At 43.6% G+C, this 25,554-nt stretch carries 25 protein-coding genes and 2 pseudogenes; 19 read left to right on the top strand and 8 right to left on the bottom strand.

All coding sequences use genetic code 11. The features are described from left to right. Positions 1-4 precede the first annotated feature (4 nt). Genes FXV78_RS04805 through FXV78_RS04795 form a run of 3 tightly spaced genes read right to left on the bottom strand, consistent with a single transcriptional unit; the run spans position 5 to position 4,530 of the window. Entirely contained in the window at positions 5-1,408 is a 1,404-nt protein-coding gene (locus tag FXV78_RS04805; protein ID WP_039959544.1) for a sensor histidine kinase, read from the bottom strand. 19 nt (positions 1,409-1,427) lie between these two features. Continuing rightward, positions 1,428-2,129, bottom strand: a complete 702-nt coding sequence (locus FXV78_RS04800) for a response regulator transcription factor (RefSeq protein WP_004842022.1) — start codon at positions 2,127-2,129, stop codon at positions 1,428-1,430. A gap of 25 nt (positions 2,130-2,154) precedes the next feature. Beyond that, the gene (locus FXV78_RS04795) at positions 2,155-4,530 is read right to left on the bottom strand and encodes an endonuclease MutS2 (protein ID WP_004842023.1); all 2,376 of its coding nucleotides are present in this window, start codon (positions 4,528-4,530) and stop codon (positions 2,155-2,157) included. Between the two features lie 127 nt (positions 4,531-4,657). Between FXV78_RS04795 and FXV78_RS04790 the strand changes: the two genes are divergently transcribed. The 3 genes from FXV78_RS04790 to rlmD all read left to right on the top strand — a co-directional run bounded on the left by FXV78_RS04790 (position 4,658) and on the right by rlmD (position 8,395). After that, a complete protein-coding gene (locus FXV78_RS04790) occupies positions 4,658-5,950 on the top strand; it encodes a S1C family serine protease (RefSeq protein ID WP_039959548.1) in 1,293 nt (430 codons plus the stop codon). A 34-nt stretch (positions 5,951-5,984) separates the two neighbouring features. Beyond that, complete coding sequence (locus FXV78_RS04785) at positions 5,985-6,926, top strand: 3'-5' exoribonuclease YhaM family protein (RefSeq protein ID WP_004842025.1); 942 nt, start codon at positions 5,985-5,987, stop codon at positions 6,924-6,926. A 74-nt stretch (positions 6,927-7,000) separates the two neighbouring features. Then, the gene (gene rlmD, locus FXV78_RS04780; protein ID WP_004842026.1) at positions 7,001-8,395 is read left to right on the top strand and encodes a 23S rRNA (uracil(1939)-C(5))-methyltransferase RlmD; all 1,395 of its coding nucleotides are present in this window, start codon (positions 7,001-7,003) and stop codon (positions 8,393-8,395) included. A 216-nt stretch (positions 8,396-8,611) separates the two neighbouring features. On the opposite strand, the gene FXV78_RS04775 is transcribed toward rlmD, so the two are convergent. Continuing rightward, positions 8,612-9,364 (bottom strand): hypothetical protein, encoded by a 753-nt coding sequence (locus tag FXV78_RS04775; protein ID WP_004842027.1) that lies wholly within the window; start codon positions 9,362-9,364, stop codon positions 8,612-8,614. A 112-nt stretch (positions 9,365-9,476) separates the two neighbouring features. Between FXV78_RS04775 and FXV78_RS04770 the strand changes: the two are divergent. The 5 genes and pseudogenes from FXV78_RS04770 to FXV78_RS04750 form a co-directional block, all read left to right on the top strand. Beyond that, positions 9,477-10,754, top strand: a pseudogene (locus FXV78_RS04770) (MSCRAMM family protein); the annotation flags it as partial. A gap of 126 nt (positions 10,755-10,880) precedes the next feature. Next, positions 10,881-11,291, top strand: coding sequence for a hypothetical protein (locus FXV78_RS04765; RefSeq protein ID WP_004842029.1), 411 nt, complete (start codon positions 10,881-10,883; stop codon positions 11,289-11,291). Positions 11,292-11,314: 23 nt separating this feature from the next. After that, positions 11,315-11,572 (top strand): hypothetical protein, encoded by a 258-nt coding sequence (locus FXV78_RS19025; protein ID WP_039959549.1) that lies wholly within the window; start codon positions 11,315-11,317, stop codon positions 11,570-11,572. A 213-nt stretch (positions 11,573-11,785) separates the two neighbouring features. Continuing rightward, positions 11,786-11,878, top strand: a complete 93-nt coding sequence (locus FXV78_RS18950; protein ID WP_242973168.1) for a DUF4357 domain-containing protein — start codon at positions 11,786-11,788, stop codon at positions 11,876-11,878. Between the two features lie 111 nt (positions 11,879-11,989). After that, positions 11,990-12,178, top strand: a pseudogene (locus tag FXV78_RS04750) (terminase large subunit); the annotation flags it as partial. A gap of 42 nt (positions 12,179-12,220) precedes the next feature. Here FXV78_RS04750 and FXV78_RS04745 read toward each other — a convergent pair. Together FXV78_RS04745 and FXV78_RS04740 are read right to left on the bottom strand one after the other, a co-directional pair. Continuing rightward, the gene (locus FXV78_RS04745) at positions 12,221-12,550 is read right to left on the bottom strand and encodes a type II toxin-antitoxin system RelE/ParE family toxin (RefSeq protein ID WP_004842037.1); all 330 of its coding nucleotides are present in this window, start codon (positions 12,548-12,550) and stop codon (positions 12,221-12,223) included. Continuing rightward, positions 12,547-12,852, bottom strand: coding sequence for a type II toxin-antitoxin system RelB/DinJ family antitoxin (locus FXV78_RS04740; protein ID WP_009244066.1), 306 nt, complete (start codon positions 12,850-12,852; stop codon positions 12,547-12,549). Before FXV78_RS04740 ends, FXV78_RS04745 begins: the two co-directional genes overlap by 4 nt. Positions 12,853-13,748: 896 nt before the next feature. On the opposite strand from FXV78_RS04740, the gene FXV78_RS04730 reads away from it, so the two are divergent. From FXV78_RS04730 to FXV78_RS04680, 11 genes are all read left to right on the top strand, one after another. Then, positions 13,749-15,215, top strand: a complete 1,467-nt coding sequence (locus tag FXV78_RS04730; protein WP_004842039.1) for an anthranilate synthase component I family protein — start codon at positions 13,749-13,751, stop codon at positions 15,213-15,215. Beyond that, on the top strand, positions 15,212-15,781 hold the full coding sequence (locus FXV78_RS04725) for an anthranilate synthase component II (protein WP_004842042.1): 570 nt from the start codon (positions 15,212-15,214) through the stop codon (positions 15,779-15,781). The genes FXV78_RS04730 and FXV78_RS04725 overlap by 4 nt, the downstream gene beginning before the upstream one ends. A gap of 3 nt (positions 15,782-15,784) precedes the next feature. Next, positions 15,785-16,810: an anthranilate phosphoribosyltransferase gene (trpD, locus tag FXV78_RS04720; RefSeq protein ID WP_004842043.1), complete on the top strand. Its 1,026-nt coding sequence runs from the start codon at positions 15,785-15,787 to the stop codon at positions 16,808-16,810. Positions 16,811-16,812: 2 nt separating this feature from the next. Then, on the top strand, positions 16,813-17,595 hold the full coding sequence (trpC, locus tag FXV78_RS04715) for an indole-3-glycerol phosphate synthase TrpC (RefSeq protein WP_004842048.1): 783 nt from the start codon (positions 16,813-16,815) through the stop codon (positions 17,593-17,595). Beyond that, positions 17,592-18,200: a phosphoribosylanthranilate isomerase gene (locus FXV78_RS04710; protein ID WP_004842050.1), complete on the top strand. Its 609-nt coding sequence runs from the start codon at positions 17,592-17,594 to the stop codon at positions 18,198-18,200. Before trpC ends, FXV78_RS04710 begins: the two co-directional genes overlap by 4 nt. Beyond that, the gene (trpB, locus tag FXV78_RS04705) at positions 18,197-19,387 is read left to right on the top strand and encodes a tryptophan synthase subunit beta (protein WP_004842051.1); all 1,191 of its coding nucleotides are present in this window, start codon (positions 18,197-18,199) and stop codon (positions 19,385-19,387) included. Before FXV78_RS04710 ends, trpB begins: the two co-directional genes overlap by 4 nt. Next, on the top strand, positions 19,380-20,150 hold the full coding sequence (gene trpA / locus FXV78_RS04700; protein ID WP_004842052.1) for a tryptophan synthase subunit alpha: 771 nt from the start codon (positions 19,380-19,382) through the stop codon (positions 20,148-20,150). The genes trpB and trpA overlap by 8 nt, the downstream gene beginning before the upstream one ends. 88 nt (positions 20,151-20,238) lie before the next feature. Further along, complete coding sequence (locus FXV78_RS04695; RefSeq protein WP_004842054.1) at positions 20,239-20,913, top strand: response regulator transcription factor; 675 nt, start codon at positions 20,239-20,241, stop codon at positions 20,911-20,913. Positions 20,914-21,000: 87 nt separating this feature from the next. Continuing rightward, positions 21,001-21,918, top strand: coding sequence for an ABC transporter ATP-binding protein (locus FXV78_RS04690; protein WP_004842055.1), 918 nt, complete (start codon positions 21,001-21,003; stop codon positions 21,916-21,918). After that, the gene (locus FXV78_RS04685) at positions 21,911-22,762 is read left to right on the top strand and encodes an ABC transporter permease (RefSeq protein WP_004842056.1); all 852 of its coding nucleotides are present in this window, start codon (positions 21,911-21,913) and stop codon (positions 22,760-22,762) included. Before FXV78_RS04690 ends, FXV78_RS04685 begins: the two co-directional genes overlap by 8 nt. A 2-nt stretch (positions 22,763-22,764) precedes the next feature. Beyond that, positions 22,765-23,679, top strand: a complete 915-nt coding sequence (locus FXV78_RS04680; RefSeq protein WP_004842057.1) for a sensor histidine kinase — start codon at positions 22,765-22,767, stop codon at positions 23,677-23,679. Positions 23,680-23,883: 204 nt separating this feature from the next. On the opposite strand, the gene FXV78_RS04675 is transcribed toward FXV78_RS04680, so the two are convergent. Both FXV78_RS04675 and FXV78_RS04670 read right to left on the bottom strand, forming a co-directional pair. Beyond that, on the bottom strand, positions 23,884-24,672 hold the full coding sequence (locus FXV78_RS04675; RefSeq protein ID WP_004842059.1) for an ABC transporter permease subunit: 789 nt from the start codon (positions 24,670-24,672) through the stop codon (positions 23,884-23,886). Next, positions 24,669-25,550: an ABC transporter ATP-binding protein gene (locus tag FXV78_RS04670; RefSeq protein ID WP_004842061.1), complete on the bottom strand. Its 882-nt coding sequence runs from the start codon at positions 25,548-25,550 to the stop codon at positions 24,669-24,671. Before FXV78_RS04670 ends, FXV78_RS04675 begins: the two co-directional genes overlap by 4 nt. Positions 25,551-25,554 lie beyond the last annotated feature (4 nt).

The raw sequence follows: 25,554 nt of genomic DNA, 5'->3' as shown, positions 1-25,554 counted from the left end.
GGATTTAAACCTTCGTCAGAGAGAAGATGAACTCTGTGCCAACGCCCTCTGTGCTGATGACATTGATATGTTCATCGTGAGCCTGAATGGCCTCTTTGACGATGGCAAGTCCGAGGCCGGTTCCTTTTTTATCCTTTCCGCGGGACAGGTCGGACTTGTAAAAGCGTTCCCAGATTTTATTCAGTTCTTTTTTTGGAATTCCCATTCCGGTATCCTTGACAGAAACAAAAACCTTCTCATTCTTTTCGGTGACCTCAATCGTGATCGAAGAGTCGTTTCCGCTGAATTTGATCGCATTATCAATGAGATTGTAAAGAACCTGCTGAATCTTCCGTCGGTCTGCATACACGAGAATATTGCCTGCCAGAAGCAGAAGCTCAATGGAAATCCGTTTGCTTGTGCAGGTGCCTTCGAAAGAGGCGGCAGTGTTCTTGATCATCTGCTGGATATCAAACTCTGTCTTGTCCAGGATCATTTCATTCCGGTCAAACTCGTTGAGTGTCAAAAGATCCTGTGTCAGATCTGTCAGACGTTCCGTCTCAAAGAGAATGATATTCAAATATTTCTGATGCAACTGGGGCGGAATCGTGCCGTCAGTCATCGCCTGCACATAGCCTTTGATCGAGGTGAGCGGAGAACGGAAGTCGTGAGAGACATTCGCTACAATCTTTTTCTGGTATTCCTCCATATCCTTCAGCTGTGAGGACATGTAATTCAGAGAAGCAGAAAGATATCCCATCTCGTCGTGCGTTGTTACAGGAATCTCATAGGTCAGATTTCCGGATGCATACTGAGTTGCCGCTTCTGTAATCTGTCTCAGTGGACGGAATACAAAAAATTCAAACCCAATCAGAAAGAGAAAGGACAGCAGATAGATCACGGCCATCGTAATGTATACCGGCAGGATCAGAGAATGGCATGTCTGCTTCAGGCTTTCGATCGGACGATGGATCAAAAGATAGCCCTGCACGGAAAAATCCTGGGTGACAGGTGCCATGACAGTGATTACATCTTCCTCAAAGTATCCATGATAATTTCCGGAGATAAACTGATTGTTTCCAATCTCGGCAGGGTCGAATTCCAGGATCTGTTCCGGGGCTTCGATTCCATCCAGAGGGGCAGAAGTAATCAGTGTGCCGTCTGTTTTGACAAACCAGACGGACGCGTTCAGATACAGCTGCATGGCCTGCAGCTGAGAATGAACAGACCAGGCTGAAAGATCATTTGAAAAGTATGAGGGCAGGTAGGAGGTCGCAGTCTGATTTGCAATCCGGTACATATTTTGTGAGGAATCCTGTTCCAGTTTATTGAGCAGAAGCTGATTCGACAAGAGGGATACCGTGAAAATACTGAGAAATCCAAAGATAATATACAGCATGATAAATTTTAAACGCAGTGTACTTTTCATAGTATCCATCCTTTTTTGTTTATTTTACTTCGAATTTGTAACCGATTCCCCATACGGTGCTCAGTCCCCAGCCCGGATGATCTTTGATCTTTTCGCGGAGACGTTTGATATGAACATCTACTGTGCGGGTGTCGCCGATGTATTCATAGCCCCAGATCTGATCCAAAAGCTGTTCTCTTGTAAATACCTGATTTGGAGAAGCAGCCAGAAAGTATAAAAGCTCCAGTTCTTTTGGAGGCATGTCAACGTTCTGGCCGTCGCACAGTACGGAATAGTTTGTAAGATTGATGGTAAGTCCGTCGTACTCGACACATTTTACCTTTTCTGCGGCAGGTGCTTCCGGCTTGACCGGCTGATAACGGCGCAGGACAGCACGCACTCGTGCTACCATCTCTTTGGAGTCAAACGGCTTCATGATATAGTCATCTGCCCCCAGCTCCAGTCCCAGTACTTTGTCAAATACTTCTCCTTTTGCAGAGAGCATGATGATCGGTACCTGTGATTTGGCGCGCAGTTCCCGGCAGACTTGATAGCCGTCGATTCCCGGAAGCATCAGATCCAGAAGAACAAGGTTTGGCTGATATGTCTCAAAGGCAGACAGCGCATCCTCCCCGTTTGACACAATTTTCGTATCAAAGCACTCTTTCATCAGATAGAGCGAGATCAGTTCTGCGATATTCTCATCATCGTCCACAATTAAAATTTTCTGTTTTGCAATCATAAATACTCCTCTCTTATAACCCCGTTTATTTTAACTCCACGATCGTGACGCCGGCGTCTCCTTCTCCGAATTCCCCGAGACGGTAGGACTTAACATGCTTCTGACGGCGCAGGAATTCGTGAATTCCTTTTCGGAGTGCTCCCGTTCCTTTTCCGTGTACTACCCGCACTGTGCTTAAATGGGACAGCAGAGCATCATCCAGATATTTGTCCAGCTCAGAAACTGCTTCGTCTACAGTCTTTCCAAGCAGATTGATTTCAGGGCTCACGGACAGAGATTTGCTCATTTTCAGCTTGCCTTTTGACGTACGTTTGAATGATTTTGGTGCATAAGGATTCGCCTCTTCGATAATCTCCAGATCTGAAATGTGAACCTGAGATCTTAAAATTCCCATCTGCACTGTCACATTGCCGCGGGAATCCGGAAGGGAACTGATGGTTCCGGTCAGATTCATGCTCAGTACTTTTACAGATTCTCCGAGTTTGAAATCAGTTGGTTTGTATTCCTTTTTCGGTTTCTGTACTTTCAAAGATGAAGATGCGGTATTTTCCTTCATCTTCTTGCGCAGACGTTCTCTTTCTTTTTCCATTTCGGCGGCTGAAATATTTTCTTTTCCGAATTTGCGGAAATTTTTAATCGTCTCATCAGCCACATCTTTGGCATCGCGCAGGATTGTATTTGCCTTTTCGCGGGCTTCGGCAAGAATCCGCTCTCTTTGTTCCTCGATGCGTTCTTGTTTTTGCTGCGCTTGACTTTTCAGTGCTTCGATTTCTTTTTTATATGCTGCAATCTCTTCCTGTTCTTTTTCGATCGTGCGTTTGCTTGTCTCCAGATCTGAGATCAGATCCTCAAATGAGACATCCTGTTCGGAAAGTCTGGTTTTGGCATCTTCGATGATATAATCCGGAAGGCCGAGCTTACCGGAAATCGCAAATGCATTACTCTTTCCCGGGATTCCGATCAGGAGGCGGTAGGTCGGGCGCAGACTTTCTACGTCAAACTCACAGCAGGCATTCTCAACTCCGGGAGTGGAAAGTGCGTAGACCTTTAATTCACTGTAATGAGTGGTAGCCATGGTGCGGATTCCACGTCCGTGCAGATAGGAGAGAATGGCGATGGCCAGCGCGGCTCCTTCGGTAGGATCCGTTCCGGCTCCAAGCTCATCAAACAGAACCAGAGAATTCTCATCTACATCATGCAGGAAAGAGACAATATTTGTCATATGAGAAGAGAAGGTACTCAAGCTCTGCTCAATGCTCTGCTCATCTCCGATATCTGCATAGACCTGTTTAAACACTGCCAGTTCAGAACGGTCTCTGGCAGGGATGTGAAGGCCGGACTGTCCCATCAGGGTAAAAAGTCCTACGGTTTTTAAAGATACCGTCTTTCCGCCGGTATTTGGTCCTGTAATGATCAGAAGAGAAAAATCGTCTCCCAGAGAAACCGTGATCGGAACTACTTTTTTTGGATCCAGAAGAGGATGTCTTCCCTCACGGATGTGAATGCGTCCATCTGTGTTGAGGAGCGGACGGCTGGCATTCATAGAAAATGCCAGTGCACCGCGGGCAAAGATAAAATCAAGATCCGTCAGAATATGGTAATCCGTGCGGATCTCTTCAATATACTGCGCGGTCTCTTCGCTGAGACGGGCGAGGATGACCTGAATTTCTTCCTGTTCTTTCGCATACAGTTCTTTGAGGTCGTTGTTCAGTTTTACGACTGCCATCGGCTCGATAAACAGTGTAGAACCGGTGGAGGACTGATCGTGGATCATCCCGTTGACCTGACTGCGGTACTCGGCTTTGACCGGAACACAGTAGCGGTCTCCGCGCATGGTGATGATCGGATCCTGCAGATAGGTGCGCAGAGAACCGTTCACCAGATTTGTCAGAGTTGCATGAACTTTATCGTTGATGTGTCCGATGCTGCGGCGGATATTCTTTAATGTGCTGCTGGCATCATCGCTGATCTCATCTTCCCCCTGAATACAGCGCTCAATCTCGGCAGTCAGAGGAAACAGAGGTTCCAGCTGTTCAAAATAGACATCCAGGCAGTCACAAAGCTCTTCCTGTGTGTCGTGACGTCCGTAAGCCTTTACTTTTCCGGCATTCTGTAAAACTTTGCAGATGCGAAGAAGCTCTCCGCATCCAAGTGCACCGCCGATCTCCAGACGTTTTAAAGACTCTCCGATGGGGAATGCATTGCCAAAAGAGATGCGTCCCTTTTTGACGATCCGTGTAAATGCCGCTTCGGTCTGCTCCTGTGCAGTGTTGATCTTTTCCGGATCGGTCATCGGTTTCAGCTTGCGGCAAAGCTGTTTTCCGCGCATGGAAGAAGCCTGTTCCTCCAAAAGCGCAGTGATTTTATAATATTCTAATTTTGTCAATGTTTTTTGATTCATATTCTTTCACCTTTTATAATTCGAACTCACAGCTATATTTTACCTTATTTGTGGGGGAATGAAAAGGATAAATATTGAACAATCCGGGGGAATCGGTTATACTATACAGCAGAGGAGATTAGCAATTATGCCGTGGAATGAAGACCCAAAAGAAAAGTCCCCCAAAGACTTGAATGAAGAGCAAAAAGAGGATAGTTTTTCTTTTCTGCAGGAGACGATCAAGCCGGAACCGATCACCGGAAAACAGGTGAGAAAACAGCTTCTGAAACTGGCTGTTTACGGAATCGTGGTAGGTGCGTTTGCCTGTCTGGGTTTCTATGCCCTGAATCCGTGGGTACAGAACTTATTTCCGGGATCTCCGAAAACTGTGATCATTCCGGAAGACAGTGAAGAGACGCATCCGGAAGAAGACGAGGCGCAGGAGCAGGATTCGCAGGAGAAAAATCTGAGAGCAGAAGATTATGAAGCCATGATGCAGAGTGTTTACCAGATTGCAGCAGAGGCCGCAAAAAGTGTGGTCACGGTCAGGGGTGAGCAGGATGCGGCGAATCTTACAAAGGATGTAAATGATGAAGATATGGGATGTACAGGGCTGATCGCAGCAGACAATGGACAGGAGCTTTTGATCCTCAGCAACAATTCTGTCTGCGGGGAATCCACTGTCTGGAATGTGCAGTTTTCAGATGGCAGCACCTGTGAAGCATCGCTGAAAAAGCAGGATAAAAACAGTCATCTGGCGGTGTTTGGTGTCAGAAGAAACCTGATTTCTGAAAGCACGTGGGATGAGATAAAAACAGCGGCTCTCGGAAATTCAAATATAGTGGCAGAGGGAGATCCGGTGATCGCCCTTGGAGATACATTTGGATATTCAGATGGAACAGGATATGGTATGATCAGTTCTAATGCACACGAAAAAGCAATTCCGGATCATACATTCAGCGTTCTGGCGACAGATATTCCGTCAGCGGATTTTAGTTCCGGTGTTCTGTGTAATCTGGACGGAGAGATCATCGGACTCATTGATTCCGAGATCTGGACAGAGAATCAGGGTCATACTGCCAATGCATATGGGATTTCTGATTTAAAACCGATCATGGAACTGCTTTTAAACAGTCAGTCGGTTCCCTATGCAGGGATTTACGGAGTGACGGTCAGCAGTGATATTTCGGAATCAAAGCAGGTGCCGTCCGGAATGTATGTGACCCAGATACAGGCGAACTCTCCGGCAATGGCAGCGGGAATCCAGAGCGGTGATGTAATCCAGTCTGTGGACGGCGAGGAGATTGCCTCTATGGCTCAGTATGAAAAGGTACTTCAGAAGTGTAAAGCGGGAGATACGATCCGGATTCAGGGAAAACGTCTCGGTGCAGGAGGATACGTGGAGATTTCGTTTCAGCTGGTACTTGACAGCCGTGAGTAAAGAATAGCAAAAATAGAGAGGAAACAAAATTATTATGAGATATATCAAGGATTTACATGAAGGCGAGACAATCAGGAATGTATACCTGTGTAAAGGAAAACGTTCCGCGGAGACAAGAAACGGAAAGCCTTATGACAATCTGATTTTACAGGATAAGACGGGAACACTGGATGGAAAAGTATGGGATCCGAATTCTCAGGGGATCGCAGAGTATGATGAGAAGGATTTCATCGAAGTATTTGGTGATGTGACAAGTTATAACGGAAGTCTGCAGATGAACATCCGTCAGATCAGAAAAGCAGAAGAGGGTGAATACAATCCGGCGGATTATATGCCGACTTCTGAGAAGAGTGTGGACAGTATGTATGAAGAGCTGCTCGGATTTATCCGTGGAATTTCCAACACGTGGCTGCGTCAGCTGCTGGAATATTATTTTGTGAAAGATGAGGAATTTATCCGCGTGTTTAAAGGACATTCTGCGGCAAAAACAGTTCATCACGGATTTGCAGGAGGACTTCTGGAGCATACGTTAAGTGTTGTGAAGATGTGTCGGTATTTTGCGGACACCTATGAAATCTTGAACAGAGATCTTCTTTATACGGCGGCAATGTGCCACGATATTGGAAAGACAAAAGAGCTTTCTGCATTTCCGGATAATGATTATACGGATGACGGACAGCTTCTGGGGCACATCATCATTGGTGTTGAGATGATGAATGATGCGATAAGAGAGATTCCGGGATTTCCGGAAAAGCTGGGAAGTGAATTGAAGCATTGTATTATTTCCCATCACGGGGAGCTGGAGTATGGTTCTCCGAAAAAACCGGCCCTCGCAGAGGCGATGGCATTGAATCTGGCAGATAATGCAGATGCCAAGATGCAGACTCTGACGGAGATCTTTAAAAATAAACCGGGAAATGACTGGCTGGGTTACAACCGGATGTTTGAGACAAACCTGAGAAGAAGTTCCATTTAGAGACAGAGAAACAAAAGAGGGTGACCAAAAGAAATTTTGTGCGCCCTCTTTTTTCAGATAAAGGAGAAAAATAGATGCAGAAGAATGATGTAGTAAAGGTGACGATTGAAGATATCGGAGTGAACGGGGAAGGAATCGGAAAAATTGACGGCTATACGCTGTTTATCAAGGATGCGGTCATCGGTGATGTGGTGGAAGCAAAAATCATGAAAGCCAAGAAAAATTATGGATATGCGAGAATGATGCAGATTATCGAACTGTCCAAAGACAGAGTGGAGCCGAAGTGTAAATTCGCAAGACAGTGCGGAGGATGTCAGATTCAGCAGATTTCCTATGAGAAGCAGCTGGAGTTTAAAAACAGAAAAGTGTTGGGAAATCTGGAGAGGATCGGCGGCTTTTCGCCAGAACTGCTGGAAAAAATTGCAGATCCGATCGTGGGAATGGAAATCCCATTTCACTACAGAAATAAGGCGCAGTTCCCGTTTGGAAAAGATAAAAATGGAGTGACAGTGACAGGGTTTTATGCAGGCCGTACTCACGATATTATTGCAAATACAGACTGTGCACTGGGAGTAGAGCAGAATCAGGAGATTCTGGAAACCATCCTGTCATTTATGGAGCAATATCAGATGGAGCCATATGATGAAAAAACAGGGAAAGGCTTACTTCGTCATGTCCTGATCCGGTATGGCTTTACAACCAAAGAGATTATGGTCTGTCTTGTCATCAACGCAAAAAAAATCCCTCATTGTGAAAAACTGGTTGAATTACTGCAGAAAATCGAAGGAATGACCAGTATCACGATCAGTGTGAATCAGAAAAACACCAATGTGATCATGGGAGATTCTTATGAAGTGCTGTGGGGACAGGCATTTATTACAGATTATATCGGTGAAATCAAATATCAGATCTCTCCGCTGTCCTTTTTCCAGGTCAATCCGGTGCAGACAGAGAAATTGTACGGACTTGCACTGGAGTATGCAGACTTAAAAGGAGATGAGACGGTCTGGGATCTCTACTGTGGAATCGGAACGATATCCCTGTTTCTGGCGCAGAATGCGAAACAAGTCTACGGTGTGGAGATCATTCCTCAGGCCATCGAGGACGCCAGAAAAAATGCGCAGATCAACGGAATCGAGAATGCAAAGTTTTATGTTGGAAAAGCAGAAGAGGTTCTGCCGGGATATTATGCAGATTATGCTAAGGCACATCCGGGAGAACAGGCTCACGCTGACGTGATCGTGGTGGATCCGCCGCGGAAAGGCTGCGAGGAATCTCTGCTTGAGACTATGGTGCAGATGCAGCCGGAGCGGATCGTGTACGTGAGCTGTGATTCTGCCACACTGGCACGGGATCTGAAGTATCTGTGTGGGAATGGGTATGAACTTGTGAAAGTGAGGGCGGTTGATCAGTTTTCGCAGACGGTGCATGTGGAGACTTGTGTGTTGCTACAAAGACGAACTATGTAGAAATCCTTAATTTTAGGCACTTTTTCAAGCATATCGTCTTTACGAGCGAGGGCGATAAAATCAGAAATAAAGAGATAAAAAACTATATCAATGTTTCAGTAGTAGTTGATATAGAGTGTGGGAACACAACAGAATAAGATTTACAAAGAAGGGTACTGGATAAAAACAGTATCCCTTCTTGCGTTTGGGCGTTCAGAAATGAGCGCCCTATTTGTTTTAGAAAAACTTTGTATAGATGGTCAGTCCAAAAAGTAAGATAGAAATAATGTAAACAGGAACAAAAGCAAATAGTTGTTTTTCCTTTTCTTCATACGTGTTAGACAACGGAATAAGCTTATATATTTTTAAAACTGTATGCTGAATCCAAAATAATTGGAGTATAAACAAAAACGACCAACCAATTATGTTAATTGAATAAAGCGGGTTCTGTATGTTAGTATTTATTTTCTCCAAAAGAGAATAATCAACCATTGCAAAACCAGCAATAGCAAAAAAATCTGCTACTATCTTCAAAGTAAAATATTTCATACTCATTAGGTTAGAAAATACAGATTGTTGTTTATTCCAACCACGTACAATAAAAATAATACACAGTAATACCAAAATTATAGATAACTGTAGCATTGTGTTCCGCATAGGGATATAAAAAATGGCAGTGATATCAGTAATAGAATGAATAGTATTCCTTTTTATGAAACTTACAAAATTTATTGCCATAGATACATAAATCAAAATTATGGCAAATTGAGTTATTCTTTTAGATTTCCAACGTGCATTTTGTATTGCTACATTATCTAATTTGTACATTGGAGTTGATGATACATTTATATCATATTTAGGATTGATTTGTTGAATTATATTATTCTGAATATATTGCTTCGTACTATTAGAAGATTTTTTGCAGAATAATTCATAAATTGTCAAACCAATAGTTATTATATTCAAACATATTGAAATGATTTCCAGCATAAGTTTCCCTCCTAATACGACATTATATCACATTTTCCCTTAGATGTTCAAAAGTGAACATCTATTTTTTTTTACCTATTTTTTTACAAAAAGCGAAAGGAGCATTGATTATATGAAAAAGATTATAAACCGTCTGCTTGCTGGCGTACTAAGTCTGGCTGCGGTTCTCACAACCTTGCCTGCTTCACAGGTACAGGCTGCGGAGAAGCAATACTGGGCGGACGCACAGGAAAAGGCAGGCTATGTAGAAAAGGTCATGAATGACGGCAGCATAGGTTCTACATTCCATGAGGGAATTATGACCGTGGATGGTGAAACCGCCTACTGCATTGACATCAACACCGATTTCCAGTCTGGCTATAAATCACGTTCTGACGCAAGCACCCGTATGAGTGCCGACCAGATCGCTGACGTTGCCCTCTCGCTGGAATACGTCAAGCAGTATGCAGCCAGCTACAGGGAGCTGAATTATAAACAGGTCTATCTATTGGAACAATGTGTTGTCTGGCAGCGGTTAAGCGTACATTTAGGATGGAACTGCGACCATGTACGTGCTGCCTGCGACGAAGTATCCAAAGCGGTACAGGACGAGGTATACGCTGGCGCAAGGGCATTTGTAAAAGCCAACAAAGGACGCTATGATTGCGGCGGCTATATCTATTCCGGCGACGGGCAGGAATTAGGACAATTCTGGGCGAAGCTGGATGTAGGAAATGCGGCACTTCAAAAGGTGTCCTCCAATCCGGGCATTACCAATGGAAACAACAGCTATTCCCTTGCTGGTGCGACGTATGGTGTCTTTGCTGATAAAGGCTGCAAGGAACAGCTTGCCACCCTTATGACAGATAAAGACGGGAACACCGAAGCGGTGGAAGTAAAGGCTGGTAAAGTCTATATCAAAGAGCTATCCGTTCCGGCGGCAGGTTTTCAGTTGGACAAGACAGTATATCCGTTGACTGTCAAAGCTGGTGAAATAGCTACCTTGAAAGTCAGTGATACGCCCAAAGTCACAACCACACTGATTGAACTTTTCAAGATTGATATGGAAACACAGAAAGACAACCCACAAGGGAACGCTTCTTTAGAGGGTGCAGAGTTTACATGGAAATATTATGACGGTTACTACAATAAAGACAATCTCCCTGCCGAAGCTAATCGTACATGGGTTACAAAGACAATCGCTGAAAAGGACAGCGACGGTACAATCCATTATGTTACAAAATTGGCGGACGCATACAAAGTGTCTGGCGACAGCTTCTATATGCAGGACGGAAAAGCGGTTCTTCCTTTAGGAACATTAACCGTTGAGGAAACAAAAGCTCCAAACGGCTACTTATTGGACGGTGCATATATGCAGGCTGGCGACAAGTCCGAACAGATAAAAGGCTTATGAATTTGAACTTGATAGCGAAGCCTTAGAAATATGCAGAAATGAAGATATAGACTGTGTTGTCTTGTATCTTGGTATGAATACTGTTAGATGTTTATGATACTGTGCTGGCAGGGGTGATGAGTATTGAATAAAGTAATTATATACTATGGTTCAAAGGAAAAATTCAATCAAATTATCCCAAAAGAATATAGAAATTTAACGGATTTAGTTTATGAATCTGATAAAGACGGAAAAATCATGAAATTGGTGATACCAACTCAAAGTGGCGAATATCCGAAAGAAGAAAAGGAAGAGAAAATATTTGTAAAAAACTTTGTTATTAGTTCAGATGAATATGCTGGGGTTCGAGAACATGTTATTACAAATTTTATTAACTTCCTTGCTAAGTTTGACGTGGAAAATTTGTATATTCAGAATCCACCACTTCAAATAAGCGAACAAATTATTAGATTGTATCCGAAAGCAGAAGTGAAATATCAAAAATATAAACAATTAACAACTTCTCATTTGCTTAAAATAAATGAAGAATATTAACGCTGGAAGATCAGCAACAAGCATTGTTGCTACTGACAGCGTATTTCTCTTTTAAGGGACAGTCTGAAACATGGCTGTCCTTTTCTCATTTAGAACTTACGAAATCCCACAAGGGGATGTATAAGCTCTCTTATGTGGTGCGTGTATCAGCTGATGATTTGGACGAATTAAAACGCCGTTGTGATGAAGTCAAAGATTTTTATGATGATTTGAATGTGAAGCTGGTGCGTCCTGCTGGGGATATGCTGGGGCTTGCATCTATCATTTTGGTGCAAGCGTAATTCATGGATAGCGTAGCAATATTTTGCGCTTACAATTCTTCTGTAGACGCAGTGGCGTGAACGTAGTGGGGGTGAGAACTGCAGATGGATTTGTTGTAAAAAAAGGAAGTACAATTTCAGACAAGACGACAAAGAGTTGTCCGGAGTATACGATTAAAAAAAAGGCAACAGTATAAGTCTCAAATCGATGAGAATTTTGTACTTCAGGAAGACATGCTGTTTAATACACCATCGGGTGCTGTAAGCTTTGTATGCGGAGCAAGTACAAACGGTAAAATATGGATAATGTGTGCGAAGATAATTTGACATACGGAGTATCGGAATTAGCAAAGAGAAGTAATATTGTATCCCTATCAGGATGGCCAGCTGCTTTTGCAATAATGTCGTATGCAATAAAAGAATTAGCATAAGTAAAGACTTCGCTGGATGATGGATAACATCTATATCCGCACGGATCCAGCAGGAAATATAAAGACAGACAAAGAAAAATCCACAGAGAAAATCGACGGTGCTGTTGCTACCATAATGGGACTTGACCGTGCGATCCGCTGTGGAAACAATACAGGTGCTTCTGTCTACGATGACAGAGGAATTTTGTTCATATAAAAATGGAGCCCTTGTTTTTTATACAAAAAGCTCCATTACTGTTTATTTATTTGAATTTATGATTCCTTCAATATCACGGCCACCGTAGAATATTCGAGCTACTGTAACTGCCCTTTTCTCGTCATCAACAAGATAATACACAATAAAGTTATCTACCGGAAGGTGATGCATTTTCATCGAATGCCAAGGCTCCCAGTCAACTAACGCATAACGAGCCGGCATGAAATCCAATGAACGAACCTCTTTTCGTATGTGGCCCAGCTGAGCAGTAGCAGTCTCCGGAGCCAGGAGTTCATTCGCAATGTACGAATAGATTTCACGTAAATCGTCAAGTGCATCTACAGAATAGCCGACCTTATAGCTATCCGTCATATGCCAAATTCCTTTGCAAGTGCCGCATCGATTTCATCTGCAGAATATACCTTTCCTGCTTTGATGGAATCAACACCCTTTTGGAGTTCTGCATCAAGCTGTTCTCTGGTCATTGCACCAACAGCTAATGGCTTAGAAGAAGGAAGTTTCAATTCAAATGGCATACCCTTCTTCAGTACAATCTGGCTATAAAGCATCTGAATTGCACTGGATGGAGAAATGCCAAGCTGAGAAAGAATGCTCTCAGCATTATCCTTGAGATTGGTATCTATTCTTGCATAAACAGCGGATGTATTTGCCATAGTATCGCCTCCTTTTTCTTTATTATATTCGCTTTTGCTTGCGATTGCAAGCATTTGCATAGATTGTTTTATGACGAAACTTTGAATTTTATACGCCCTTTGAGGCAGAAAGGAATATTTATGGGATTTTTATCAGGACTGTTTCATTCCAGAGACAAGCCCACCAACAGCACCAACGGCAGCGCCTATTGCTTTCTCTTTGGTGGAAGCAACTCTGGCAAAGCCGTTAATGAACGAAGCGCCATGCAGTGAATAACTAGAAAAATTATAGTGAAAGAAGATAATGGATATAGTTGAAAAGGAAAGTTAGGCAAAAGCTTACCATTATCGTAGAATATTTCTCTAACAAGGTTTCTCTAACAAGCGTAAAAAATATCATTGACACATTATTTCGTTTGTGCTAAAATCCAAAGCAATTTAACATAGTAAACCGTTGAAGCGGAGATAACGGCAATGATGCCTTTACAGAGAGTCTGAGGTGCTGAGAATCAGGCAAGAAACAAGTTGTCAAATGGACCGCTGAGGGTGCAGTCAAATGGGATCTTTTCCCAGAGTATTCTGCAACGTGTGGGCATACGTCAGTTGCCGGGGATATGTTGGTATCCTGCTAAGCGCACGGGTTATACCGTGAATCAAGGTGGCACCGCGGGTAGAGTCATACTGTAGATGCATCTATTCGTCCTTGACAGAGGCTATACTTCTGTCAGGGACGTTTTTTATTTTTATAAAGCTTCTTTGACGAGAGATATTAGTCAAAGGAGCTTTTTTAAAAGGAGGTTGCAATATGCTGTTGACGAGATATTGGCGGTGCTTTTGTGCGCCGGATATAGAATTTAAATAAGAATCTTGATCGTAACCGAAATTAATGTAATGTTATCAATTTGGAGGTGCAGGTAATGAAAATTCTTCCAACGTTAGCTGAAGTCAGAGAGATTGCTTCAGATGTAAACTACAATGTGCTGCCGGTCAGCTGCGAAATACTTTCCGATTTCACAACCCCCATCGAAATCATAAAGATACTGAAAAATGTATCGACTCACTGTTATATGCTGGAATCCGCCCAGGCGAACGAAACCTGGGGACGTTATACATTCCTCGGCTTTGATCCAAAGATGGAAATTACTTGCGTAGATGGTGAAATGAAAATCGGAAATCTGAAATTAAAAACCGAACATCCGTCCGACTATCTGCGGCAGATCCTTGCAGATTATAAAAGCCCGCGCTTTGATTATCTTCCGCCATTTACGGGAGGTCTTGTCGGATATTTTTCATATGACTATCTTGGTTACAGTGAACCAACAGTGAAATGCGACGCCAAAGACACAGAGGATTTTAAGGATGTTGATCTGATGCTTTTTGATAAGGTCATCGCTTTTGATCATCTCAGGCAAAAAATCGTTCTTATTGTCAATATGTCGCTTGATGATGTTGAGGTCAGATATAATAAAGCAGTTATGGAACTGAAGCGACTGATTGAACTTCTTAGAAATGGAGAAAAGAGGGGGGAGCCAGGCGGAAAACTTCTGGGAGAGGTTACATCGCTGTTTGGCAAAGAACAGTTCTGTGCCATGGTGGAAAAGGCAAAACACCATATTCATGAGGGAAACATCTTTCAAATTGTGCTGTCAAACCGACTGTCTTCTCCCTTTGAAGGAAGCCTGCTCAATACCTACCGTGTTCTCCGAACGATCAATCCGTCTCCTTATATGTTCTATTTTTCAGGAACGGATGTCGAGGTTGCAGGCGCTTCGCCTGAGACCTTGGTAAAGCTGGAAAATGGTGTACTTCACACCTTTCCTCTCGCTGGTACCAGACCGAGAGGAAAAAACGATGAGGAAGATAAAGCACTGGGAACAGAGCTGCTTGCAGATGAAAAGGAGCTGGCCGAACATAATATGCTGGTTGACCTTGGCAGAAACGATCTTGGTAAAATCAGTAAGTTTGGCACCGTTCAGGTGGAAAAACTGCATTCTGTTGAACGATTCTCCCATGTTATGCACATTGGCTCTACTGTACGGGGTGAAATAACAGAGAAACACGATGCACTTGATGCCATTGAAGCGGTATTGCCTGCCGGAACACTTTCCGGTGCACCGAAGATCCGGGCTTGTCAGCTTATCGGAGAACTTGAAAACAACAAGCGGGGAATCTATGGCGGCGCCATTGGATACATCGACTTCACAGGAAATATGGACACCTGTATTGCGATTCGTATCGCCTACAAGAAAAACGGGAAGGTTTTTGTTAGGAGCGGAGCCGGGATCGTGGCAGATTCCGTACCTGAAAAGGAGTATGAAGAATGCATCAACAAAGCCAGATCCTCGCTGAAAGCGTTGAAACTTGCACAGGAGGCAGAATTATGATCTTACTTATCGATAATTATGACAGCTTTTCTTATAACCTCTACCAGCTCATTGGCGAAATAGATCCGAATATCAAAGTCATCCGTAATGATGAAATGACAGTTGATGAGATAAAAGAACTAACACCCGACCGCATGATTCTTTCTCCCGGTCCGGGCAGACCTGAAGATGCAGGCATGATTGTTGAAGCCGTAAAAATACTCGGGAAGGAAATTCCGATTCTCGGTGTTTGTCTCGGACATCAGGCAATATGTGCGGCATTTGGTTCAACCATTACTTACGCAAAAGAACGAATGCATGGAAAACAATCGGATGTCAAATTTGACATAAATTGTCCGTTGTTTGTGGGTTGTCCTGAAACTGCTCCCGTTGCCAGGTATCATTCTCTTGCAGCAGATGCCGACACAATTTCCGAATGTCTGAAAATCACCGCTTTCACTGCGGACGGAGAGGTAATGGCAGTGCAGCATAAAGAATATCCGATCTACGGGGTACAATTTCATCCCGAATCCATAATGACACCGGATGGAAAGCAAATGCTTAGAAATTTTATAAAGGAGATATGAGTCATGATCAAAGAAGCCATTGTAAAAATCGTCAATAAAGAAGACCTCACTTACGATGAGGCATATTCTGTTATGAATGAAATCATGAGCGGTGAAACAACTGCGACGCAGAACGCTGCATTTCTTGCAGCTTTGTCAACCAAAAGTGCCAGAGCAGAAACAACCGATGAAATTGCCGGATGTGCGGCCGCTATGAGAGCGCATGCCATGAAGGTCGAAACAGGAATGGATCTTTTTGAAATTGTAGGAACCGGTGGTGATAATGCGCACAGCTTCAATATTTCCACTACATCAGCTCTGGTTGCCGCTGCAGGAGGTATGAAAGTGGCCAAACATGGAAACCGTGCAGCATCCTCACAATGCGGAACGGCAGATTGTCTGGAAGCCCTCGGCGTAAACATTCAGCAGAGCCCTGAGAGGTGCCTGGAACTTTTGGATGAAGTGGGAATGTGTTTTTTCTTCGCACAGAAATATCATACTTCAATGAAACATGTGGGAGCAATCCGCAAGGAGTTGGGATTCCGTACGGTGTTCAACATCCTCGGCCCTCTTACCAATCCGGGGACACCTTCTATGCAGCTTCTCGGTGTGTATGACGAGTATCTTGTGGAACCATTGGCACAGGTATTGATTCAGCTTGGTATCAGGCGCGGGATGGTTGTGTATGGGCAGGATAAGCTGGACGAAATCTCCATGAGCGCACCAACCACGATATGTGAGATTCGAGACGGCTGGTTCAAATCTTCAGTGATCACGCCGGAAGATTTCGGGTTCGAAAGATGTACGAAAGAAGATTTGAGGGGTGGTGCGCCTGAAGAAAACGCAAAAATTACCCTTGCAATTCTGAACGGAGAAAAAGGTTACAAGAGAAATGCTGTGCTTTTAAATGCCGGTGCGGCACTTTACATTGGTGGAAAATCAGACAGTATGAAAGAGGGTATCGCACTTGCCGCAGAAATCATTGACTCGGGTAAGGCGCTGGAAACACTGAATAAGCTCATTGAAGTCAGCAACCGTTCGGAGGTGTGAGTATGACGATTTTAGATCAGCTTACCGGCTGCGCCCGAGAGCGCACCGTGCAGGCAAAGTTAAGAATATCACTTGAAGAGTTGAAACAGCAGGCGTTATCCCTGCCGAAAGGCAATTTTACATTTGAAAAAGCAATCAAAAAACCGGGACTTTCTTTTATCTGCGAGTGCAAAAAAGCCTCTCCATCCAAAGGAATCATCGCTCAAGAGTTTCCATATCTGCAGATTGCAAAGGACTATGAAGCGGCAGGGGCAGACTGCATCTCGGTACTGACCGAACCAAAATGGTTTCTCGGAAGTGACCAGTATCTGAAAAAAATTGCCGACGCTGTTTCTGTTCCCTGTCTGCGCAAGGACTTTACGGTGGATGAGTACATGATCTACGAGGCAAAGGTGTTAGGCGCATCAGCGGTGCTTTTGATCTGCTCTATATTGAGTGAGGAACAAATAAAAGAATATATCAGCATTTGCGATGAGCTGGGACTTTCCGCTTTGGTCGAGGCACACGATGAATGCGAAGTGAGAATGGCATTAAATGCCGGGGCACGTATGATTGGAGTCAACAATCGCAATCTCAAAGATTTCTCGGTGGACACCGGTAATAGCGGCAGATTCAGAAGGCTGATTCCACGCGATGTGCTGTTTATTTCTGAAAGTGGTGTAAGCAGTGCCGAAGATGTAAGAAAACTCTGCGAGATCGGTGCGGATGCTGTTTTGATTGGAGAAACACTTATGAGAGCAGAGAATAAAGCAGCAAAGCTTGCCGAATTGAGAGGTGTGCTATGACAAAAATGAAACTCTGTGGACTGTTTCGTCCTTGTGATATAGATGCAGCCAATCAATTGAAACCAGAATATATTGGTTTTGTGTTTGCACCGAAAAGCAGACGATATGTAACGCCTGAAGAAGCAGCAGAATTAAAAAAACTGCTTGCTCCTACCATTCAAGCAGTTGGGGTATTTGTAAATGAAGCGGCTGAACGGATTGCGGCTCTCTTAAATAAAGGAATTATTGATATTGCCCAGCTTCATGGCGTTGAAGATGAAAATGAGATCAATCAACTGAGGGCGCTTACGGATAAACCGATCATCAAGGCTTTTTGTATAAAAAAGTCAGAAGATATTACAAATGCTGAATCCTGCTTAGCAGATTATATTCTGCTTGATTCCGGCGAAGGGACAGGAACTGTATTTGACTGGAAGAAGATACAAAACATACAAAGACCGTATTTCCTCGCTGGCGGACTTTCCATTGATAATGTAGAAAATGCGGTGAGACAATTAAACCCGTATGCGGTCGATGTCAGTTCAGGCATTGAGACAGATGGGCTCAAAGATAAAACGAAAATGGCGGCATTTGTTGCTGCTGTCAGAAAGGAAGAACGATTATGACGAATCCAAACGGACGCTTCGGGATTCACGGTGGACAGTATATTCCCGAAACATTGATGAATGCAGTGATTGAACTGGAAGAAGCATATAACAACTATAAAAACGATCCCGAATTTAACCGGGAGCTTACAGAACTTTTGAATGAATACGCAGGCAGACCATCCAGATTGTACTATGCAGAGAAAATGACCAAAGACCTTGGCGGCGCCAAAATATATCTCAAACGTGAGGATCTCAATCATACCGGTGCGCATAAAATCAACAACGTACTGGGGCAGGCTCTGCTTGCAAAAAAGATGGGAAAAACAAGGCTGATCGCTGAAACCGGAGCAGGTCAGCATGGTGTTGCAACTGCAACTGCTGCAGCCCTTATGGGGATGGAGTGCGTGGTGTTTATGGGCGAAGAAGATACCGTTCGCCAGGCGCTAAATGTATATCGTATGAGACTGCTCGGAGCAGATGTGATTCCGGTTAAAACAGGGACGGCAACTCTGAAAGATGCGGTTTCTGAAGCAATGCGTGAATGGACGTCCCGTATTTCAGATACGCATTATTGTCTCGGCTCAGTCATGGGACCGCATCCGTTTCCGACGATCGTGCGTGATTTTCAGGCAGTGATCTCCAAAGAAATCAAAGATCAGATGCTTGTCAAAGAAGGAAGATTGCCGGATGCGGTGATAGCCTGTGTAGGCGGTGGTTCCAATGCGATTGGCAGTTTTTATCACTTTATTGAAGATGAGAATGTCAGACTGATCGGCTGTGAAGCGGCAGGAAGGGGCGTTGATACATTGGAAACAGCAGCCACGATTGCAACCGGCAGACTTGGTATTTTTCATGGAATGAAGTCTTACTTTTGCCAGGATCAGTACGGTCAGATCGCTCCTGTTTACTCCATTTCCGCCGGCCTGGATTATCCCGGGGTAGGTCCTGAACACTCTTATCTGCATGACATCGGAAGAGCCGAATATGTGCCGGTCACGGATGATGAGGCAGTAAATGCATTTGAATATCTTGCAAAGACGGAAGGCATTATTCCGGCAATCGAATCGGCGCATGCAGTTGCTCACGCGATGAAGATTGCACCGGCAATGGATCCGAATAAAATCATTGTGATTACGATTTCAGGCAGAGGTGATAAGGACTGCGCCGCGATTGCCCGTTACAGAGGGGAGGATATTTATGAGTAACATTAAAAAAGCATTTGAAAAAGGAAAGGCTTTTATCGCCTTTATTACTTGCGGCGATCCGGATCTGGAAACAACAGCCAGGGCTGTCCGGGCTGCCGCAGAGAATGGTGCAGATCTCATCGAACTTGGCATACCGTTCTCTGATCCTACCGCAGAAGGTTCCGTCATTCAGGGGGCAAATTTAAGAGCATTAAAGGGAGGAATCACTACGGATAAAATATTTGCATTCGTAAAAGAGCTGCGGAAAGATGTAACAGTGCCGATGGTTTTTATGACTTATGCAAATGTAGTTTTCTCTTACGGTGCAAAAAAGTTTATTTCTGCGTGTCGAGAGATTGAGATTGACGGATTGATTCTTCCTGATCTGCCATTTGAGGAAAAAGAAGAATTTCATCCGATCTGCAGTCAGTATGGTGTGGATCTGATATCTTTAATTGCTCCAACCTCTAAAAACAGGATTGCAATGATCGCAAAAGAAGCGGAAGGTTTTATTTATATCGTTTCCAGTCTCGGAGTGACAGGTGTGAGAAGTGAAATCAAGACGGATTTGGATTCGATCGTAAAAGTGATAAGAGAAAATACGGATGTACCCTGTGCAATCGGATTCGGCATTTCCACGCCTGAGCAGGCAAAGAAAATGGCAGATATCTCGGATGGAGCCATTGTAGGCTCTGCGATTATCAAGCTTTTGGAAAAACATGGAAAAGAGGCGCCGGATTACATCGGTGAGTATGTAAGATCCATGAAGAACGCCATAAGATAAATCTGTTGTCAGAGACATCCAAACATGATAAAATGCCGATAAATAATAATTGTGTTAGAAGAGACTGACATTCTAAAGGAGTGAAAGCATGCATTCAATATTAATTGTAGAAGATGATATGAACATAAACGGGCTGTTAAAAGAGGCTCTTGAGAAAGCGGACTATCTCTGCACACAGGCATTTTCAGGAACAGAGGCGCGTATGCTTCTTGCAATGAACCGGTATTCGGTAGTGCTTCTGGATCTGATGCTGCCGGGAATTTCCGGGGAAGAGGTGCTGCAGGAGATCCGAAAGCAGGGAAATACTCCGGTTATTATTCTGACAGCGAAGGATACAATTGATGATAAGGTGGAAGTGTTGCAAAGTGGTGCGGATGATTATGTGACGAAGCCATTTGACATCAAGGAGGTACTGGCTCGTGTTGCAGTGCAGATCCGGAGAATGGAAGGGAGTTTCAGTGAAGGCAATTTGGTTTATCAGGGTTTGGAACTGGACAGAGAAAATTTTTGTGTGAGGGTGGATCAGACAGAGCTCCCGAAAATTACAAGGCAGGAGTTTTCTATTTTGGAGCTTCTTTTAAAGCATCCGAAAAAGGTATTCAGTAAAGAAGAGATTTTTGAGTATGCCTGGGAAGAGGCCTATATGGGAGAGACAAAGACGCTGGATGTACATATCAGCAATATTCGCAAGAAGATAAAATCTGTGACCAGCAAGGAATATATTGAGACGATATGGGGAATCGGATACCGTCTTCATCCGTAAATTTACTCTTTTTTTACTTTTTATTTGCGATGGATTAGGAGTTGCCTCGTAGAATAAGAGCAGATCAAAGGAAAAGGAGAAATAAGGATGAGCGAGTATTTACTGAGTACAAGCGGACTGACAAAGCAGTTCGGGCATCATAAGGCAGTCAACAATGTAGATCTGCACGTGAAAAAAGGTGCGATTTACGGATTTATCGGAAGAAACGGCGCCGGAAAGACAACATTTTTAAAAATGATCAGCGGATTATCAAAGCCGACCGACGGTGAGATCCAAATGTTTGGATATAGAAATGAGGAACTCAAAAATGTCAGATCCCGTATCAGCTGTCTGATTGAAGCACCTGGGATTTACGGGAATATGTCAGCGTATCACAATCTTGCGATCAAGTGTAGATTATTCGGAATCAATGATTCAAAATATATTGAGAATATTTTGAAGATTGTGGGGCTTTCGGAAGTCGGAAAGAAGAAAACAAAGCATTTTTCGCTTGGAATGAAACAGCGTTTAGGGATTGGGCTGGCGCTTGTGGGAGAACCGGATCTTCTTGTTCTGGATGAGCCGATCAACGGTCTGGATCCACAGGGGATTGCGGAAATCCGTGATATGCTGCTGCGGCTGAAAGAGGAGCAGAATATGACGATCATCATTTCCAGTCATATCCTGGAGGAATTATCAAAGATCGCGACACACTACGGAATCATTCACAACGGAAGTCTGATCCAGGAGCTTACAAGAGAAGAATTGATGACTCGCTGCAGTGAGCGGATGGAGCTTACGCTTGATGATCCGAAGGCGGCGCTTCCGATCCTGGATCAGATGGGATTTACCAACTATCAGGTTGTGAACCAGAGTACAATCCATATTTATGAGAGGCTGAATGAAAGTGCAGCTGTCAATATGGAGTTGGCAAAAGCAGGAGTTCCGGTAAAAGGGATCGGAATCACAAACGAAGAACTGGAAAACTATTTCTTGAATCTGACAGGAGGTGCCCACAATGCTTAATATGATTCGGATGGAACTATATCGGATGTTCAAAACAAAAAGTTTGTATGTGATATGGCTGGTTCTGGCGGCGGGAATTTTATTTACTACAGGGCTGTCAGCGGATGAAATGAAAACATATACAATGGAAGAAAAGCAGGAAATGTATGAATATGCGACAGGGCAGCAGAAAAGCGACACTGTCAATCTTGGAATGGACGTAACTGTGCCGACAAAACCGGGAGATACGGTTTCAGTATTTGACCTGTTTTATGGAAATATCAAAGGAAAGTTTCTCGCACTTTTTATGGTGATTTTTGCAGTGTTATATTCCACGGCAGATATGACGAGTGGGTTTATCAAAAATATTGCGGGGCAGGTAAGAGACCGCAGGGGACTCGTATTTGCAAAAGGAGTGTCTCTGTTTGTCTACACAGTTTTAACGATGCTGATTTTTACAGGGATTCAGACGATCAGCAATGCACTTTTCTTTGATGAGCTTGTATTTGGACCTGTAAAAGAATTTCTGCAATATGCGGGAATACAGACGCTGTTACATTTTGCACTGCTTATCATCGTGATGTGCATTGCGATCGTACTGCGCAACAATGTCATCAGTATGATGCTGAGTGTTTGTCTCTGTATGAATGTGCTTGTAATCTTTTACAGCTTTCTGGATAATCTGATCGCAAAGGCACATATCAAGAATTTTCATGTTCTGGAATATACAGTGACGGGAAATATCTCGTTCCTGGAAACAAATGTCACGGCAAAGATGGCAGTAACGGCATTGGCAGTAAGTATTGCATTTGTCATTGTGATGATCGAAGTATGCAGTACCGTATTTAAGAAGAGGGATATATAGGGATGTACATCGTGATTGGAGTGTTATCCATAGCAATTCTTATTTTCATATGTATATTGGTAAATTATAAGCGGCAGATAAAAGACATCTGCCGCCAATTGCGTTTCCTGCAGGAACATGAAAGTAATATGCTGATTACGAAAGAAATGCAATGGGGACATATTGGCGAGCTGACAGAGCTTTTGAATGAGATGCTGAAAGAAAGGAAAAAAGAGCGGACAGCCTATCGGAAGAAGGAGCAGATGATCGCGGATATTTATACGAATCTTTCTCATGATATCAGAACACCGCTTACTTCTCTTGACGGGTATTTTCAGCTTTTGGAGGAAGCGAAAGAAGAATCTGACAGAAAACGTTATATCGGCATTATTCAGGAACGAATCGGAAGCCTTAAGGAGATGCTTGAGGAATTATTTACCTATACAAAGCTCCAGAACGGGACATATGAATTAAAGCTGGAACGTCAGAATATGAGTCAGATTTTAAAAGAGACAGTATTTTCTTATTATGATAATTGGATGGAACAGGGAATTCGTCCGCAGTTTGAGATAACAGAAGAACCGGTGTGGATACAGGGCAACCGGCAGGCGCTGAGACGTACCATGCAGAATATCATCAAAAATGGACTGGATCACGGAAATAAAGAAATCAATATTCAGCTCACAAAGAATGGAAATGAGGCGGAGCTTGTCTTTCGAAATAAAGTGACAGATCCGGGAGAGATTGATATCAAAAGGGTGTTTGAACGATTCTATAAAGCGGACAGAGCAAGAAGCAAAAATTCTACCGGACTTGGGCTTTCCATATCCAGAGGCTTCGTCTGGAAAATGAACGGGGAGATTACTGCGGAAATAGAGGGAAACTGGTTTTGTATTAAAATCCGATTTGCTTGTGAGCAGTTTGAAGGAATCCATTGAATATACGGAAAATCTATTAAATCTGGAAGCATTGTCTATGCAGCTTTGAGACATACTATATAGAGGCAGACAAAGCTCGGTATGAAACGAAAAAACAGAGAAAGAGCCATTATACAGTGACAAGAGGGAAACGCTGAAGTGGATGGAATAGTCAAAAAATGCAGCCGCAGGTTACAAAATGCAGAGAACCTGCGGCTGTGTTTTTTATGCCTGAATATCTTTTCTGCTGTACTTCCAATAAGCGGTTAAAATCCCGATTACAGCAAACAGCATCCCCGTCAAAACCATACCGGTATCCAGACTGCCGTTTTCAACAATATCTGCTCCGTTTGCATAACCAAACGGGGTGATATATTTCAGAAATTTTGCCTGATCGGAGATATTGGCAATAATGTTCAGGAAATACATCATTGTGGCAATGCCAAGTCCGATGCCGAGTCCGCTGCGGCGCAGGAATGCGGAGATTCCAAAACAGATGCCGGCAAGCTCAATCTGGATCAGAAAATAGGCAAGATGCAGCAGGCAGATTTCTTTCCAGAGTATTTCTTCACCGATCAGTGAAATGGATCCAACGGAAAACAGGAACACGATCACATTCAATATCAGAAGCTGGAACAAGACAGAGGTCAGTTTTTCCGTGAGAATCTTTTTTCTGCTGATCGGGTGTGCGAATAAAAATTCTGCGGTGTGTTCTTTCTCCTCTTTGGCAAGGCTGCTGACTGCAATAAGAGATGCAAAGAATGCACCGCCCAGCCCTAAAATATTGCCACATTCTGTTGCGTAGAAACCGATCAGAGTGCCAAAATTCAGACGATCCATACCAAATGCTGAACTAAAGGCTCCCATAGAGGAGAACATTTCGTTCATGTCTTCCATTTCTCCCTTCATTTCCGGATACAGGAACACACAGATGATAATAAAAAATCCGATAGAAGCAGTCCAGACGGCAAGTGATTTCCATCCCTGTTTTAATTCATGCTTGATTAGAATCATACCTGTTCACCTCCGTTTTCATAGTAGTGCAGAAAAATTTCATCCAGATCAGGGTCCGAAATGGAAAGATCGGTGATCGTTCCGGCTGAGAGTGTTTCAAGGAGCCGATGGATATCTCCACCGTAAAGAAAGCTGAAAACACCGTCATTTTCCTTCAGGTCACGAATTTCTTCCAGAGAATCAAGCGATACCTGTCCCTGTACGCTGATCCGCTTGGCATTTGTTTTAGAAAGCGCCTCCACACGGTCACAGGCAATGATCCGCCCTTCTCGGATGATCGCGGCTCTCGTACAATTCCGTTGAATTTCTGAGAGGACATGGCTGGAAAGAAATACGGTAGCGCCCTGTTCATTGCGCTCCCGGATAATATGGAAAAACTCCCTCTGCATCAGAGGATCCAGACCACTTGTCGGTTCATCTAAGATCAGAAGCTTTGGCTGATGTTGGAGTGCAGATACGATTGCTACTTTTTTTCGATTATCGAAAGATAATTCATCGACCTTCCGGTTGACATCCAGCTGCAGGCGTCTGCATAGTATCTCTCTTTCCACAGAACAGTCTTTGTAATGAAGATCAGCAGATAATTTTAACAGGTCTTTGACTTTCATTCCACGGTAGAACACCGCCTCAGAAGGCAGGTAGCCGATGTGGGAACGAATTTTGGGATTGCGCTTCCGGATTGTCTCATCAAAAATCTTTGCCTGACCGGATGAGGGCGTGATCAGGCCGAGCAGTGTACGTATCGTGGTGGATTTACCGGCGCCGTTTGAACCGATAAAGCCAAAGAATTCCCCTTCTTTTACATCCAGGTTTAAATTTAAGATTCCCCTGGATTTTCCGTAATATTTGGTTAGATTTGATAGTTGGATCGCATTCATAAAG

Origin of the sequence: Mediterraneibacter gnavus ATCC 29149, assembly GCF_008121495.1 — a bacterium.
In the GTDB taxonomy this organism is placed as follows: domain Bacteria; phylum Bacillota; class Clostridia; order Lachnospirales; family Lachnospiraceae; genus Mediterraneibacter; species Mediterraneibacter gnavus.
This window is presented reverse-complemented; position numbering and strand designations above follow the sequence as displayed.